17 protein-coding genes and 11 tRNA genes are annotated in these 14,176 nt (G+C 40.9%); 26 read left to right on the top strand and 2 right to left on the bottom strand.

Annotation, left to right across the window (positions count from 1 at the left end):
* Window positions 1-19: 19 nt before the first annotated feature.
* The gene (locus ACQKIC_RS20090; protein WP_402875990.1) at window positions 20-610 is read right to left on the bottom strand and encodes a rhomboid family intramembrane serine protease; all 591 of its coding nucleotides are present in this window, start codon (window positions 608-610) and stop codon (window positions 20-22) included.
* Between the two features lie 105 nt (window positions 611-715).
* Here ACQKIC_RS20090 and acpS point away from each other — a divergent pair, with 105 nt between their 5' ends.
* The 14 genes from acpS (at window position 716) to ACQKIC_RS20020 (ending at window position 12,057) form a co-directional block, all read left to right on the top strand.
* A complete protein-coding gene (gene acpS / locus ACQKIC_RS20085; protein WP_407406206.1) occupies window positions 716-1,069 on the top strand; it encodes a holo-ACP synthase in 354 nt (117 codons plus the stop codon).
* A gap of 236 nt (window positions 1,070-1,305) precedes the next feature.
* On the top strand, window positions 1,306-2,310 hold the full coding sequence (locus ACQKIC_RS20080; protein WP_402875986.1) for a LolA family protein: 1,005 nt from the start codon (window positions 1,306-1,308) through the stop codon (window positions 2,308-2,310).
* Between the two features lie 245 nt (window positions 2,311-2,555).
* On the top strand, window positions 2,556-3,713 hold the full coding sequence (alr, locus tag ACQKIC_RS20075; protein WP_407406205.1) for an alanine racemase: 1,158 nt from the start codon (window positions 2,556-2,558) through the stop codon (window positions 3,711-3,713).
* A gap of 162 nt (window positions 3,714-3,875) precedes the next feature.
* Window positions 3,876-4,157, top strand: a complete 282-nt coding sequence (locus ACQKIC_RS20070) for a CopG family ribbon-helix-helix protein (protein WP_034306380.1) — start codon at window positions 3,876-3,878, stop codon at window positions 4,155-4,157.
* Between the two features lie 7 nt (window positions 4,158-4,164).
* Entirely contained in the window at window positions 4,165-4,515 is a 351-nt protein-coding gene (locus ACQKIC_RS20065; protein WP_402876030.1) for a type II toxin-antitoxin system PemK/MazF family toxin, read from the top strand.
* 414 nt (window positions 4,516-4,929) lie between these two features.
* Window positions 4,930-5,763 (top strand): STAS domain-containing protein, encoded by an 834-nt coding sequence (locus ACQKIC_RS20060; RefSeq protein WP_402959799.1) that lies wholly within the window; start codon window positions 4,930-4,932, stop codon window positions 5,761-5,763.
* Window positions 5,760-6,116, top strand: coding sequence for an STAS domain-containing protein (locus tag ACQKIC_RS20055; protein ID WP_402875980.1), 357 nt, complete (start codon window positions 5,760-5,762; stop codon window positions 6,114-6,116). The genes ACQKIC_RS20060 and ACQKIC_RS20055 overlap by 4 nt, the downstream gene beginning before the upstream one ends.
* A 3-nt stretch (window positions 6,117-6,119) precedes the next feature.
* Entirely contained in the window at window positions 6,120-6,521 is a 402-nt protein-coding gene (locus ACQKIC_RS20050; RefSeq protein ID WP_402875978.1) for an anti-sigma regulatory factor, read from the top strand.
* An 8-nt stretch (window positions 6,522-6,529) separates the two neighbouring features.
* A complete protein-coding gene (locus tag ACQKIC_RS20045; RefSeq protein WP_403080589.1) occupies window positions 6,530-7,540 on the top strand; it encodes a PP2C family protein-serine/threonine phosphatase in 1,011 nt (336 codons plus the stop codon).
* A 62-nt stretch (window positions 7,541-7,602) separates the two neighbouring features.
* The gene (locus ACQKIC_RS20040) at window positions 7,603-7,935 is read left to right on the top strand and encodes an anti-sigma factor antagonist (RefSeq protein ID WP_402875975.1); all 333 of its coding nucleotides are present in this window, start codon (window positions 7,603-7,605) and stop codon (window positions 7,933-7,935) included.
* Window positions 7,932-8,405: an anti-sigma B factor RsbW gene (gene rsbW / locus ACQKIC_RS20035; RefSeq protein WP_402875973.1), complete on the top strand. Its 474-nt coding sequence runs from the start codon at window positions 7,932-7,934 to the stop codon at window positions 8,403-8,405. Before ACQKIC_RS20040 ends, rsbW begins: the two co-directional genes overlap by 4 nt.
* Window positions 8,383-9,171: an RNA polymerase sigma factor SigB gene (gene sigB / locus ACQKIC_RS20030; protein ID WP_402875971.1), complete on the top strand. Its 789-nt coding sequence runs from the start codon at window positions 8,383-8,385 to the stop codon at window positions 9,169-9,171. Before rsbW ends, sigB begins: the two co-directional genes overlap by 23 nt.
* Before the next feature lie 62 nt (window positions 9,172-9,233).
* Window positions 9,234-9,779: a PP2C family serine/threonine-protein phosphatase gene (locus ACQKIC_RS20025; RefSeq protein WP_402992011.1), complete on the top strand. Its 546-nt coding sequence runs from the start codon at window positions 9,234-9,236 to the stop codon at window positions 9,777-9,779.
* Window positions 9,780-9,879: 100 nt separating this feature from the next.
* On the top strand, window positions 9,880-12,057 hold the full coding sequence (locus ACQKIC_RS20020) for a Tex family protein (RefSeq protein WP_427592202.1): 2,178 nt from the start codon (window positions 9,880-9,882) through the stop codon (window positions 12,055-12,057).
* A gap of 75 nt (window positions 12,058-12,132) precedes the next feature.
* Here the strand turns inward: ACQKIC_RS20020 and cmpA are convergent, their stop codons facing one another.
* Window positions 12,133-12,252, bottom strand: coding sequence for a cortex morphogenetic protein CmpA (gene cmpA / locus ACQKIC_RS20015; RefSeq protein ID WP_402875969.1), 120 nt, complete (start codon window positions 12,250-12,252; stop codon window positions 12,133-12,135).
* Between the two features lie 84 nt (window positions 12,253-12,336).
* Between cmpA and ACQKIC_RS20010 the strand changes: the two genes are divergently transcribed.
* The 12 genes from ACQKIC_RS20010 to ACQKIC_RS19955 all read left to right on the top strand — a co-directional run bounded on the left by ACQKIC_RS20010 (window position 12,337) and on the right by ACQKIC_RS19955 (window position 14,071).
* The gene (locus tag ACQKIC_RS20010; protein WP_402875966.1) at window positions 12,337-12,816 is read left to right on the top strand and encodes a SprT family protein; all 480 of its coding nucleotides are present in this window, start codon (window positions 12,337-12,339) and stop codon (window positions 12,814-12,816) included.
* Between the two features lie 131 nt (window positions 12,817-12,947).
* A tRNA-Asn gene (locus ACQKIC_RS20005) sits at window positions 12,948-13,022 on the top strand.
* A gap of 7 nt (window positions 13,023-13,029) precedes the next feature.
* Window positions 13,030-13,120 (top strand) — tRNA-Ser (locus tag ACQKIC_RS20000).
* Between the two features lie 16 nt (window positions 13,121-13,136).
* A tRNA-Glu gene (locus ACQKIC_RS19995) sits at window positions 13,137-13,208 on the top strand.
* Window positions 13,209-13,231: 23 nt separating this feature from the next.
* Window positions 13,232-13,307 (top strand) — tRNA-Asp (locus ACQKIC_RS19990).
* Window positions 13,308-13,387: 80 nt separating this feature from the next.
* Window positions 13,388-13,462, top strand: a tRNA-Gln gene (locus tag ACQKIC_RS19985).
* Window positions 13,463-13,472: 10 nt separating this feature from the next.
* A tRNA-Lys gene (locus tag ACQKIC_RS19980) sits at window positions 13,473-13,548 on the top strand.
* Window positions 13,549-13,563: 15 nt separating this feature from the next.
* Window positions 13,564-13,645: transfer RNA gene (locus ACQKIC_RS19975), tRNA-Leu, on the top strand.
* 55 nt (window positions 13,646-13,700) lie between these two features.
* A tRNA-Leu gene (locus ACQKIC_RS19970) sits at window positions 13,701-13,786 on the top strand.
* A gap of 18 nt (window positions 13,787-13,804) precedes the next feature.
* A tRNA-Arg gene (locus tag ACQKIC_RS19965) sits at window positions 13,805-13,881 on the top strand.
* A 7-nt stretch (window positions 13,882-13,888) separates the two neighbouring features.
* A tRNA-Pro gene (locus ACQKIC_RS19960) sits at window positions 13,889-13,965 on the top strand.
* A gap of 32 nt (window positions 13,966-13,997) precedes the next feature.
* Window positions 13,998-14,071: transfer RNA gene (locus ACQKIC_RS19955), tRNA-Gly, on the top strand.
* The last annotated feature ends 105 nt before the right edge of the window (window positions 14,072-14,176 follow it).

Raw genomic sequence — 14,176 nt, 5'->3', positions numbered from 1 at the left:
TTAGAGTCGGCTGTTCGGTTTACCATTTTTTCCTCCAGAAAAGGGGCGCTGTCAAAAAACCAGCAGCCAGTCCCGCTAAATGACCGACAATGTTTATTTGTGGCTGAATAAATGTCATAATTACTGCAATGCCTGTTAACGTATAAACCGTATTTCTTTCATTGGTGGAAAAGTTGCTTTTATGAAAGAGGACAAGATAGAGGTAGAAGCCTAGTATGCCAAAAATTGCGCCGCTTGCACCTACGTGTGTATATGTGAGTGGCAGTAACAAGTAAGTGGCGATATTGGCTAGGATACCGGTCATTAAAAAAAAGATGGCGAATTTAACAAAGCCAAGGTATTTTTCGAGGGCTGGACCGAAGATGGCAAGAGAAAACCCATTAAAAAGTAAATGTGTAAACGTTCCATGCAGAAAAATAGGTGTAATCAAACGCCACCATTGGCCCTCGGCAATGTACAGGTTCACGCCTGTACCATAATAAAAAAGAACATTACCAGGAAACAAAGGGAATAGGTTGAAAACAAACACGATCATCATCATGAACATGAGGCCGGTTACGGCGCGATAAGAAGACACGTATTCGCGAAAACTTTCTGTTCTTGTAAACATGGAATTCTCCTTAGTATTGGATTTCTATACATATAATATCATTTTTTAGGAGGTATCGTCCTCTGATAATATGCAAGATAGTAACTTAGTAGAAGAGGTGTTGAAGTGATTAAAGGAATTGGTGTGGATATAACGGAGTTGGATAGGATTGAATTGCTGCTTAGTCGGCAGCCTCGCTTCAAGAATCGCATATTAACCGATTCAGAAATTTTACTGTTTGATAAGTTGCAAGGCAGAAGAAAGATTGAGTATTTTGCTGGCCGTTTTGCTGCCAAGGAAGCATTTTCAAAAGCAGTGGGGACTGGAATTGGGAAGCATCTATCTTTCTTGGATATAGAAATTGTTTCAGATGGAAATGGAAAGCCCATGATTATGAAGCCATTTTCTGAAGGTGTCCATCTTTCAATCAGTCATAGCCGTGACTATGCGATTGCACAAGTCGTAGTTGAAGGGGACTGATTGAGTTTGTCTTATCGGGTCATAAACCTCAAGGTTGTCTCATATACATTTAGTGCTATAGGGAGACAAGGCCCGGTAAAAGGTACATGGCAGAGTAGGTGCTCTCAAAAAGGTTTTGGCGGGACGGGAAAAGTCGTGTCTAAAATCTTGGGATGCAAGTCATCAGTCGAGCCAATGTCCGGATCCTGCCTTTTCCTCTCCCTTTTACGTTCAAATGACAAAAAGGGGTTGAAAAGATGAAGAAGATGGTAATGCTTTTTGCAGGGATCATGCTCTTGCTTGCTCTTTCTGCTTGCGGCCAAAAATCACAGGGTGATGTAGTGAGCGATTTAAATGAAAAGATTGGGGAAATGAAGGGGTATAAAGCAAACGCGAAAATGACGCTGAAGATGGGGACGGAGCCTCAAGTGTACACTGTGGAAATTTGGCATAAAAATCCTGCGTTTTACCGAGTGAATCTAAAAAATGAAGAGAAGGACCAGAGTCAAATGATTTTGAAAAACGATGATGGTGTGTATGTACTGACGCCCGCTTTGAACAAAAGCTTCAAGTTTCAAAGTGAATGGCCGGAAAACAGTAGCCAGGCCTATTTGTACGAATCATTGGTGAAAGATATCACGGAAGATAAAAGCGCAACATATAAAGAAACGGATAAGCATTATGTTTTCGAGACCAAAACACGCTACCAAAACAATAAGATGCTTCCTTTTCAAGAAATCACACTCAATAAAAAGGACCTATCCCCGGTAAGCGTTAAGGTCATGGATCCGGATAAAACAGCATTAGTCCTGGTGGAATTCTCTAAAGTGAAATTTGATACGACATTCGACAAGGATGCATTCGATATGAAAAAGAACATGACAAGTGCCCAACTTGAAGCTCCTGTCATGGCAGAAGTGAAGGATGAAGGATTTTCCGTTAAATATCCATCCAATCTTGATGATATGAATCTAACAGAAGAAAAGAAAATCGCAGCTGATGGGGGAGATCGTGTCATCCTGACCTATGAAGGGTCAACTAGTTTTACATTAGTGCAAGAAAAAGCAAAAGTAGTCCAAACCTCTGTTTCTACCAATGTCAATGGAGAGCCTGTCGACTTAGGTTTTACAGTGGGGGCGATGACGGGAAATACAGTAGCCTGGACCTTTGAAGGTGTGGATTACATGTTAGCTTCGAAGGACTTAACACAGGAAAAGATGATAGAAATAGCCCGTTCTGTTGGTGGAGATTCTGTTAAGTAAGGCGAAGAATTCAATCAAGCTAGGCTTTCCCACAATTACATTGGGCTGGGAGGGCCTTGGCTTGCCATTGAATAGAAGAATATATCTGTACTGAAGTAATCGGTCGTTTAGTCGGTATATAAAATTTTGGTAAAAAAAGCACTTTATCTTTCTATCCGTTAGTAATAGAATGGGCTATAATAAAAAACAAACTTCTATAATGAGAAGAAATCGTTATTGGTGATGTCAGAAAGAAGGAACGGGTTTTGGAAACACAAGGGTTTCATCGTGATACTTGGGCAGAAGTGAACTTAGATAGTGTGTATGAAAATATTTCAACCATGAAGAACAGACTACCGTCCAGTGTTAGTCTGTTTGCTGTGGTCAAAGCAAATGCATATGGTCATGGGGATTACGAAGTGGCTCAAACTGCATTGCAAGCAGGTGCTGACTTTTTATGTGTCGCGTTTCTTGATGAGGCACTAGCATTAAGAGAAAAGGGAATAATCGCTCCCATTTTAGTTCTAGGGGCTTCGAGACCCGAAAGTGCTGGGATAGCTGCCGGACATGGCATATCGTTGACAGTTTTTGATCGTGATTGGTTAATAAAGGCAAGTCATATACTCAAGGCAGGGCAGGTTCTGGACGTTCATGTGAAAGTGGATAGTGGGATGGGCAGGATTGGTGTCCGTACGACAGAACAGCTAAAGGAATTGGAAAGTTCAATTCAACAGGAAGTATGCTTCAACTTTCAAGGGGTATTCACTCATTTTGCAACGGCAGATGAACTCGATACGGATTATTATGAAAAGCAACTTGAATTATTCAAAAAAATGCTATCGGTATTGAATAGGAAACCTGCTTACATTCATGCTGCTAATAGTGCAGCGTCCTTAAGGTTCCCTGAAGCCGATTTCAATGCAATCAGAATGGGAATCTCCATGTATGGGTTGAGCCCCTCCCAAGAAATGCTTGGTCTTTTACCATTTCCGTTGAAACAAGCGATCTCTTTAAAAACCAAGATCGTCGCCGTTAAGCAACTCGCTAAGGGCGATAGTGTCAGTTACGGAGCTACGTATACGGCTAGTGAGGATGAATGGATTGCTACTTTGCCGATCGGGTATGCCGATGGTTGGATCCGTAAGCTTCAAGGGCAGGAAGTTATTGTAGAAGGACAAAGGGTCCCCATCGTAGGCAGGATTTGCATGGATCAGTGTATGATCAAATTACCTCGTCCTTTCCCGGTGGGAACGGAAGTGACCCTAATTGGCGAGAATGGAAATGAGTCGATATCGGTGGATGAAATAGCGGCCAAGCTTGAAACGATCAATTATGAGGTAACATGCATGTTAGGAGCGAGAGTTCCACGGTTATATCTGAAAAACGGCATGTTTAGCCACGTACGCAATATACTATTAGGATAGACGGGATTGTAAGAAAATCCAAAGTTTGTGAATAAGAAATCCATTATTATGCTGATAATAGAATGGAGAAATGGAATATACTCTTTGCAGATAGGAATTTTAATGGTAATATTGAAAAGGATATATAATAAAGGTGTGTAGTGATGGTGGAGGTGTATGTTTGTGTCTGAATCCAGCGCAACAAGAGAGATATTAATTCGATTACCTCAAAATTTTTTAACTGAACTAGATGGGTATGCGAGTGAAGAAAATGTTAATCGCAGTGAATTTATTTATCGTGCCACAAAAATGTATCTTCGCGAACGTAAAAAGAAAGAATTTCGCGAATCAATGAAACGCGGTTATATCGAAATGGCGGCCATTAATTTGACGATTGCTTCTGAAGCTTTTCAAGCTGAGTTCGAGGCTGGGCATTGCGTTGAACGTTTAGTTAGCGGAGGCTGAGCCATTGATTGTTGTAAAGCGTGGTGACGTGTACTTCGCAGACCTTTCTCCGGTAGTAGGGTCAGAGCAAGGTGGAACCCGTCCGGTACTCATTCTACAAAATGATATTGGTAATCGCTTTAGTCCGACTGTGATAGTGGCAGCCATTACAGCTCAAATTCAAAAAGCGAAATTGCCTACACATGTTGAGATTAATGCGAAAAAGTACGGATTCGAACGTGATTCTGTCATTTTACTGGAACAGATCCGTACAATTGATAAGCAGCGTTTAACTGATAAAATAACACATCTTGACGATCCTATGATGCAAAAAGTCAATGAAGCTCTGCAAATTAGCTTAGGTCTGATTGAGTTTTAAAGAAAAAGTTTCCCGTCATTACGGGCGTTATTATAATTCGAATTCTATAAGGTAAAACTGGCGATTCCTTTTCTAAAGGAATCGTTTTTTTTGCATACAAACTTTTGAGTGTATCGGTCAGTTTATCAAAAAATGATGGTGAAGCTATCGATTAAAGTTACTAAATAACCATTAAGCAGGAAATGGGAGGATTTTGACGAATAACAATTAGATAAGGGGTGTAAAGTGCTTGCAACGGCATTCCATTCCATTCATGTTTCTTGATGTGAATCTTGGGTAAAATGATGTGTTAGGACTATAAGGATCGATAAATAGGATTGAAATAAAACTAAAATTGGAAAAGATTACAGTTCAGTAACATTGATGTGACGCAGAGGGTAAAACATAGTAATTGTGGTAAAATGGAGGGATATTATGAATCAATTGGTTTACAATTTTATTAAACAAAACCAAGACTACATCCTAACTGAATGGATGAACATCATGAAGGAAAATACAGATGTGAGATTGATAAAAGTTGTCTCCGATAAGATGTTCACACAAACGAGTAGTGAATTTATAGATATGATAATCGCCCATGTCGATAGTAAGGACAGGGAGTTCACGTTGAAACTTTCAGATTTTGCCGAGAAAGTGGTCCAACTAGGGTGGCCCCTTACTTTCGTCAATGAAGGATTTCAAAAATTCTTGATTATCGTCATGCAAGGTATGGCTGATAAAGGTATTGTATCTCCAGATAATCAAATGGAGCTGGTTAATTATTTAAATAAATGGTCGACTCCGATAAGTAATGAAATCGTCAATATATATTCGCAAACCTGGGAAAGGACCGTCTCGTTGCAGAGAATGGCCTTACAGGAACTTTCGGCACCTTTAATTCCCGTATTGGAGGGCATCACAGTTATGCCTTTGGTCGGTACAATTGATACGGAACGTGCAAAGCAGATCATGGAAAATCTTTTGACGGGCGTGGTCAAGCACAGATCCGAAGTCGTTCTTATCGATATTACGGGTGTGCCGGTAGTCGATACCATGGTAGCCCATCATATTATTCAAGCAGGAGAAGCGGTTCGATTGGTGGGGGCAAGGTGCATATTATGCGGCATCCGGCCGGAAATTGCCCAAACGATCGTAAATCTAGGAATTAACTTGAATGAGGTAATTACAAAAAACACCTTGAAGAAGGGAATAGAGGTTGCGTTGGAATTAACGAGCCGAAAAATTGTAGAGGTGGAGAGAGACATATGAGGATTCCAATTTTAAAGCTTTATGACTGTTTGCTAGTCTCTATCCAATGGGAATTGGATGATATGACTGCCCTTCAATTTCAAGAAGATTTATTGGATAAGATCCATGAAACCAGTGCCAATGGTGTGGTGATTGATATTACTTCCATTGATTTTATAGATTCCTTTATCGCAAAGGTATTGGGAGATGTTTTCAGTATGTCAAAGCTTATGGGGGCCAAGGTTGTCATTACAGGAATCCAGCCGGCAGTTGCTATCACCTTAATAGAATTGGGAATTAGTCTCGAAGATGTCCTAACAGCTTTAGATCTAGAGAAGGGCCTGGAAAAATTACAACAGGAATTGGGGGATTAGTGTATGGGGGTCCAATCCTGCGTAAAAATTATTAATGAGTGGGACATAGTAGCTGCAAGGCAGCTTGGAAGGAACTTCGCTAAAGAACTGGGCTTTGGCACGGTAGACCAGGCTAGAATCACAACCGCCATAAGCGAATTGGCACGGAATATATACTTATATGCAGGACAAGGAAATGTGAGTCTGGAAAAATTGCTTGTAAACGGCAAGTCGGGCTTGAAAATCATTGCAGAAGATAACGGACCAGGTATACAGGATATCCGTAGAGTAATGGAGGACGGTTTTACGACCTCAGGGGGGTTGGGGGCAGGCCTGCCTGGAGCGAAACGCTTAATGGATGATTTCGATATTGAGTCGATACCGGGTGAGGGGACTAAGATTTCCGCCATCAAGTGGCTCCGTTAGGAGGGAATATGGATATAAGAGAAAAAATGGATAAAAAGTACCAGGAGGCGCTTTCTACCTATTTAAAAGATCAAAATGAACAAGCTCTCTATCAGGGTCAAAAAATCAGCAGATTAAATATTAAATATAATATATCTCCTGAAGAGATCATCAGTATGCATAAAAATAATCTAATGGCATTGTATCCGGATCTGCCAACCAAAGTGGTGGATTCATTCGATTTTCTATTAGAAGTCATGATGGGGTATGGCATTGCTTATCGTGAACATCAGAGTCTAAGGCACCAACAGCAGGAGCTGAAATCTGAAATAGAGATTGCGGCAAAGGTACAACACACCCTTTTGGAAACGAAGATACCCGAAATCAAGAACTTGGATGTTGGCGTGATAAGTGTACCAGCCCGACAGATGAATGGGGATTACTATCACTTTGTTGAAGATGAACTTGGGTGTATTGGAATAGGCATTGCGGATGTAATCGGGAAAGGCATTCCTGCGGCCCTATGCATGTCGATGATCAAATACGCGATGGATAGCTTGCCGGAACACCGCCATGAACCGAAGAGTGTACTGGAAAGTTTAAATCGCGTCGTTGAACATAATGTGGATCCGAGCATGTTCATTACGATGTTTTATGGCTTATATAACCCTCATGATAAGCGGTTCACTTTTGCATCGGCCGGGCATGAGCCAGGGTTTTATTATGATGCGTCTGCCGGAACCTTCAGTGACTTGGATGCAAAAGGTTTACTGCTGGGCGTGGATAAAAAAACGAAATATAAACAATATGAAAAATTCGTAAAACCGGGTGACATGATTATCCTTTTATCCGATGGGGTAACGGAATGCCGTACGAGTGATGGTTTCATAGAGCGTGAAACCCTTATAGAATTGATTAAGAAGAACATGCACTTACAGCCGCAGGAAATAGTGAATAATCTTTATAAACAGTTGGAGAAAATGCAGAATTTTCAACTGCGGGACGATTTTACATTAATAATTTTCAAAGCGAATGTTTAGCTTTGAAAATCAAGGGTATATATAAATAAGAATTGATGAGGATGTAAAGAGGTGGGTCAAGGATGAATATAGCAGTAGATGTTAATGAGTTAAACACGGAATATACAGTTAAGCTTCAAGGCGAAATTGATGCCTATACAGCACCAAAGCTTAGAGAATCATTATTTCCACTATCAGAGCAAGAGAATGTTTCAATTATTATTGATTTAAAGGAAGTATCCTATATGGATAGCACGGGATTGGGCGTATTCGTTGGTGCTTTTAAAAACGTAAGAGCACATAATGGCGAATTCACTTTAATAGGACTATCGGAAAGGTTACGACGTTTATTTGATATTACAGGTCTTGCAGATATTATTGATATTAAAAGTGGTACAGAGGGTGGGTTAGAATGAGTCAAGTATATGATTACATCGAAATGAAAATACCTGCAAAACCGGAATTCATCGGTGTCATTCGTTTAACACTTTCTGGGATAGGTAGCCGAATGGGATTTGCGTACGACGAAATTGAAGATTTGAAAATTGCTACAAGTGAAGCCTGTACGAATGCGGTTCAGCATGCGTATAAAGATAAAGAAAATGGCGAAGTGAAAGTAAGTTTTGGGCTCTATCCTGATCGTTTGGAAGTAATGGTTTCTGATAGTGGTGAAAGCTGTAATTTCGAAGAGGTACGTCAAGGGCTTGGACCATATGAACATGGAGAAAAAGTCGAATTCTTAAGAGAAGGAGGCTTGGGCCTTTACCTCATTGAAACCTTGATGGATGATGTGAAAATTCACCAGCATGAAGGGGTTACGGTTTTTATGACTAAGTTTTTAGAAGGAGAGCAGGTGGAGATGGATGCAAAAACAGTCTCAACCTAATCAAGCGCAAAGAGAAAAGGTAAATGAATGGATCAGAGCCTATCAGTTGAATCAGGATGATGAAGCACAAAGTAACTTAGTCATTCATTACAAGGGTTTAGTGGAGACGATTTCCAGGAAATACGCGAAGGGGAAATCGTTTCAAGAAGATATCTCTCAGGTCGGAATGATTGGTTTATTAGGTGCCATTCGCCGATATGACGAATCTTTCGGTAAAAGTTTCGAAGCTTTTGCGGTTCCTACGATAATCGGTGAAATTAAAAGATTCTTGCGGGATAAAACATGGAGTGTCCATGTTCCGAGAAGAATTAAAGAACTTGGACCGAAAATTAGAGTGACCGTTGAGGAATTAACGACCACGCTGCATCGTTCGCCAAGAATTGATGAGATAGCGGACCATATTGGGGTAGCCGAAGAAGAAGTCTTGGAAGCAATGGAGATGGGAAAAAGTTATCAAGCTTTATCCGTTGACCATTCCATCGAGGCAGATTCTGATGGCGGTACGGTTACGTTACTCGATATATTTGGAAACGTTGACGAAGGTTTCGAGCGTGTCAACCAACGATTAGTACTTGAAAAGGTTCTCCATGTATTGAGTGATCGCGAAAAGTTGATCATTCAATACACATATTTAGAGAACTTAAGCCAAAAAGAAGCGGGCGACAAGCTTGGGATATCGCAAATGCATGTTTCAAGACTTCAACGTCGTGCAATTAAAAAGCTTCAGGAGGCAATTAATGCTGAGAATTCGGAGTTAATTCCGTGATTAAAGAGATTTTGCGAGAAGAAAATATAGAAGTCCTTGTCTCTCAAACCTCTAAAAACAATATGGTTTTTTGTGGTGATGATTACTTCTTTCTTCATGTGAAAGATTACTTTATTTGTGTTTTGGCTGATGGTCTCGGTAGTGGGGAACATGCATATGAATCTTCCCACGCGGTTATAGAGCAAGTCAAAATGCATCATCATTTAGATGTAGAGTCACTTATGGATGTATGTAATCAGGTATTGATCGCTAAACGGGGGGCGGCCGTCGCCATCATGAAGATTTATTATGAAGAGAAGGAGTTTGTCTACAGTTCAGTAGGGAACATCCGCTTTTTCCTATATAATCCGATGGATGACAAGTTGGTATATCCTCTCCCTGTTACCGGGTATTTGTCAGGTAGAAAGCAAAAGTACAGGACACAGAGATTTAAATATGAACAGAACGCAAAATTTATTTTTCATTCAGATGGACTGGAACTCAAAGGAGCTAAATCGTTTCTAAAGAGGAAGGTTCCTATCGAAAAAAACGCTCGTTGTATTTTAGAAAGCTGTCCACAAACAGCGGATGATACAACTCTTATTTTAGGAAGCTTACTTTCGCCATAAACGGAAGTGGGCTTTTTTGTATGTGAATTCGCACAATGATCGTTCATTTGCTAGACTATACATAGAAGAACAAAAAGGGTGGAGGTTTTATGAATTGGTAATGGTAGAAGATTCTTTGAACGTATTGATTAAGCAAATATCCAATGAGCTAACCTTAAAGAACAATCAAGTACAGAATGTCATACAGATGCTCCAGGATGGTAATACCGTGCCTTTTATAGCTCGTTATCGTAAAGAAATGACGGGTTCACTAGATGAGGTACAGATCCGTTCTATTATGGAGAGATGGAATTACCTAGAGAATCTTGGTCAGAGAAAAGTCGAAGTCATCCGATCCATCAGTGAACAGGGTAAGATGACAGACGAATTGGCTTTACAGATCGATAAGGCAGGAAAGCTACAGGAAGTCGAAGATCTTTATAGACCTTATAAACAAAAGAGAAGGACTAAAGCTACGGTTGCTAAGGAAAAAGGTCTGGAACCTCTGGCATTATGGTTACTTGAATGTAAGGTTTATGCTTCGGTCCGTGATAAAGCAGAGGGATTTTTATCAGAAGAAAAAGAAGTCTCTTCTATAGAAGAAGCAATAGCAGGTGCTCAGGATATTATTGCAGAATTACTTTCTGATGATGCGGAATTAAGAAAATGGATCAGGGATGAGATTTTTAAGGCAGGCAAGTTGACCTCGACCGTGAAAAATGCTGAAAAGGATGAGAAAGCGATTTTTGAGATGTACTATGAATATGAGGAGCCCATTCATAAAATCGTTCCGCATCGGGTTTTAGCCCTTAATAGAGGTGAAAAGGAAGACATTTTACGAATATCAATACAGCCGCGAACGGATATCATCATCAGTTACTTAGAACGGAAAGTGATTAAAAATAATCAATCCGAAGTTGCTGAATTGCTTAAAGCCGCCATAGAAGACGGCTTCAAACGATTGATTTTACCTTCTATAGAGAGGGAAATCCGAAAAGAACTAACCGAAAAAGCGGAAGACCAAGCCATTCATATCTTTTCGGAAAACCTCCGGAATTTGCTTTTACAACCTCCGCTTAAAGGGAAAGTGGTGCTAGCTCTCGATCCGGCGTATCGAACGGGCTGTAAATTGGCTGTTATTGATGAGACAGGAAAGGTGATGGACATTAGTGTAATCTATCCACATCCTCCTGTAGGTAAGAAAGAAGCAGCCCGCACGAAAACGATAGAAATCCTTCAGCGCTTCAATGTAGAGATTGTTGCCATTGGAAACGGGACCGCATCTAGGGAGTCTGAGCAGTTCATTGCTGATATTCTAAAGGAAATGAAAGGGAACATCTCCTATATCATTGTCAATGAAGCGGGAGCGAGCGTGTATTCAGCTTCAGATATTGCCCGTGAGGAGTTTCCGGACCTTCAAGTCGAGCAAAGAAGTGCTGTGTCGATTGGTAGGAGGTTACAAGATCCACTTGCTGAACTTGTTAAAATAGATCCTAAATCTGTAGGAGTAGGGCAGTACCAACATGATGTTTCCCAAAAAAAATTATCTGAATCTCTTACCTTCGTGGTTGAAACTGCCGTTAACCAAGTAGGGGTGAACGTCAATACCGCTTCTCCATCCCTATTACAATATGTAGCGGGGTTATCAAAATCTGTTGCACAAAATATCGTCAAAAAGAGAGAAGAAGAAGGAAAGTTCTCAAGTAGGAAGGAATTAAAAAAGATTCCTCGACTAGGCGCAAAAACATATGAGCAATGCATAGGCTTCTTACGCATTCTAAATGGCAAGGAACCGCTCGATCAAACAGCCATCCACCCGGAGAACTATGGAGCTGTGAATAAAATGCTAAAGAAAATCGGTTTCACTTCTGATGACCTTGGTAGTGATGAGTTGAATAAACAATTAGTCAGCTTAAATCCGAAAGAATTGGCTGATGAGTTGGATATCGGGGAAATAACGATTAAAGACATCATCGATGATTTGGTCAAACCGGGAAGAGATCCGAGAGACGAGCTTTCAAAACCCCTGCTTAAAAAGGATGTTTTGAAAATGGAAGATTTAAAGACCGGCATGGAACTACAAGGTACGGTGAGAAATGTTGTAGACTTCGGTGCTTTTGTGGACATTGGCGTCAAACAAGATGGACTCGTGCATATTTCCAAACTTAGTAACCGTTTTATAAAGAATCCGATGGACGTTGTGGCTGTCGGAGACGTAGTAACTGTTTGGGTGGAACAAGTTGATGCTCAAAAACAGAGAGTGTCGCTGACCATGTTACAACCTAAGGACCAAAATTAATGAATGAAAAGACTCCTTCTTTTTTAGAAGGGTTTTTTTTATAGGAGAGCGAACACTACGTAAGTAGAATCATGATCATAAATGTAGCGTTTCTTTTTTTTGATAAAAAAACCAGCATTGATTCAACATTTTCACTTGATAATAATCCTTATCATAGAAAGCTCTTCTAATTTGGTTTTGAAACCATTTCGGCATAACGCTAACCTCCCAAAGATTCCTGTTGTTTTATTAGTCTATGTTATAATAGGTTGTCTTGTTACCATGGAAGGAGTGTGGGAGATGGATAATCAACAATTGCAAAAATTGGTTGAGGAAATTTCGATGAATCACTTTCAAAGGAAGTTTAAGCATCAAGCTAGTTTTAACCCACGACTTCGCACAACAGGTGGAAGGTACTTGCTTGGTACTCATAATATAGAAATAAACAAGAAATATTTCGAGGAACGTGGTTTGGAAGAATTGATTGGGATCATAAAACATGAATTATGTCACTATCATCTCCATCTTGAGAAGAAAGGGTACCAGCACCGGGATGCAGACTTTAAGCATTTACTGAAAAAAACGGGAGCCCCAAGATTCTGTTCGCCTTTGCCTTCGAATCAAGTTAAGAGGAAAAGGAATACAATTCAATATATATGTGCACAATGTCAGCAGGTATATTTAAGAAAAAAAAGAATTGATACTTCGAGATTTGTCTGTGGAAAGTGCCGAGGAACGTTGATTTACCAAGGGATTAAAGAAAAAGAAATAAAAAAATAAAAAAAAGAAAAAGATGTCTTGACTTTAACTCTGAACCTCTTTATAATCATAAGAGTCGACAAGATAACAACTTGTTCTTCACGACAACCACTAAGGTCCTTGAGCATAAAAAGGGAACCAACTTTCACTATTCCGCAGTAGCTCAGTGGTAGAGCATTCGGCTGTTAACCGAACGGTCGTAGGTTCGAGTCCTACCTGCGGAGCCATTTTTTTGGGGAAGTACTCAAGAGGCTGAAGAGGCGCCCCTGCTAAGGGTGTAGGTCGCGCGAGCGGCGCGAGGGTTCAAATCCCTCCTTCTCCGCCAGAAACATTTTAATTAAGGCCCATTGGTCAAGCGGTTAAGACACCGCCCTTTCACGGCGGTAACACGGGTTCGAATCCCGTATGGGTCACTTTTTTCGTAACATTATTTGCTGGTCCCGTGGTGTAGCGGTTAACATGCCTGCCTGTCACGCAGGAGATCGCGGGTTCGATTCCCGTCGGGACCGCCATTATTTTTTTAAAATAAACTCTTGCTAAAGTGATGTTATAGTGATATAATATTAACCTAGCTGTTAATGAGTTTGATTGATGGGCTATAGCCAAGCGGTAAGGCAACGGATTTTGATTCCGTCATGCGAAGGTTCGATCCCTTCTAGCCCAGCCATTTTCATTTAGAGCCATTAGCTCAGTTGGTAGAGCATCTGACTTTTAATCAGAGGGTCGAAGGTTCGAATCCTTCATGGCTCACCATTTTCATTTTATTACGCGGGTGTGGCGGAATTGGCAGACGCACCAGACTTAGGATCTGGCGCCGCAAGGCGTGGGGGTTCAAGTCCCTTCACCCGCATAACTTTCTACTTGACAACAAGTTGAAAAGGTGTTAAACTTACGAAGTCGCTTTCGCGGTCGTGGCGGAATGGCAGACGCGCTAGGTTGAGGGCCTAGTGGGGGAAACCCCGTGGAGGTTCGACTCCTCTCGGCCGCACCAATAACATCATAGAAATTAGCGCCCGTAGCTCAATTGGATAGAGCATCTGACTACGAATCAGAAGGTTGTAGGTTCGACTCCCGCCGGGCGCACCATATTTTACGGGAAGTAGCTCAGCTTGGTAGAGCACTTGGTTTGGGACCAAGGGGTCGCAGGTTCGAATCCTGTCTTCCCGACCATTATTTCTCGGAATCATTCATAATTATATAATGCGGGTGTAGTTTAGTGGTAAAACCTCAGCCTTCCAAGCTGATGATGAGAGTTCGATTCTCTTCACCCGCTCCATTATTACCATTATTGCTCTTTGAAAACTGAACAAAACAAAGCGCCAACGTAAATTTTGAGTGAGCACACACTATAAAAAAGCAAAATGAGCAAGTCAAACATTTC

It is taken from the genome of Peribacillus sp. NPDC046944, from assembly GCF_050272735.1.
Taxonomy (GTDB): Bacteria; Bacillota; Bacilli; order Bacillales; family DSM-1321; genus Peribacillus.
Note: the sequence above shows the minus strand (reverse complement) of the source record. Positions and strands in the feature narration are given on the sequence as shown.

Excerpts from the sequence above, each read along its gene's own strand:
- ACQKIC_RS20090 (WP_402875990.1), bottom strand. The coding sequence starts at position 610 with ATGTTTACAAGAACAGAAAGTTTTCGCGAATACGTGTCTTCTTATCGC.
- ACQKIC_RS20080 (WP_402875986.1), top strand. The coding sequence starts at position 1,306 with ATGAAGAAGATGGTAATGCTTTTTGCAGGGATCATGCTCTTGCTTGCT.
- ACQKIC_RS20060 (WP_402959799.1), top strand. The coding sequence starts at position 4,930 with ATGAATCAATTGGTTTACAATTTTATTAAACAAAACCAAGACTACATC.
- ACQKIC_RS20055 (WP_402875980.1), top strand. The coding sequence starts at position 5,760 with ATGAGGATTCCAATTTTAAAGCTTTATGACTGTTTGCTAGTCTCTATC.
- ACQKIC_RS20050 (WP_402875978.1), top strand. The coding sequence starts at position 6,120 with ATGGGGGTCCAATCCTGCGTAAAAATTATTAATGAGTGGGACATAGTA.
- ACQKIC_RS20045 (WP_403080589.1), top strand. The coding sequence starts at position 6,530 with ATGGATATAAGAGAAAAAATGGATAAAAAGTACCAGGAGGCGCTTTCT.
- ACQKIC_RS20040 (WP_402875975.1), top strand. The coding sequence starts at position 7,603 with ATGAATATAGCAGTAGATGTTAATGAGTTAAACACGGAATATACAGTT.
- rsbW (WP_402875973.1), top strand. The coding sequence starts at position 7,932 with ATGAGTCAAGTATATGATTACATCGAAATGAAAATACCTGCAAAACCG.
- sigB (WP_402875971.1), top strand. The coding sequence starts at position 8,383 with ATGCAAAAACAGTCTCAACCTAATCAAGCGCAAAGAGAAAAGGTAAAT.
- ACQKIC_RS20025 (WP_402992011.1), top strand. The coding sequence starts at position 9,234 with ATGGTTTTTTGTGGTGATGATTACTTCTTTCTTCATGTGAAAGATTAC.
- ACQKIC_RS20020 (WP_427592202.1), top strand. The coding sequence starts at position 9,880 with ATGGTAGAAGATTCTTTGAACGTATTGATTAAGCAAATATCCAATGAG.
- cmpA (WP_402875969.1), bottom strand. The coding sequence starts at position 12,252 with ATGCCGAAATGGTTTCAAAACCAAATTAGAAGAGCTTTCTATGATAAG.
- ACQKIC_RS20010 (WP_402875966.1), top strand. The coding sequence starts at position 12,337 with ATGGATAATCAACAATTGCAAAAATTGGTTGAGGAAATTTCGATGAAT.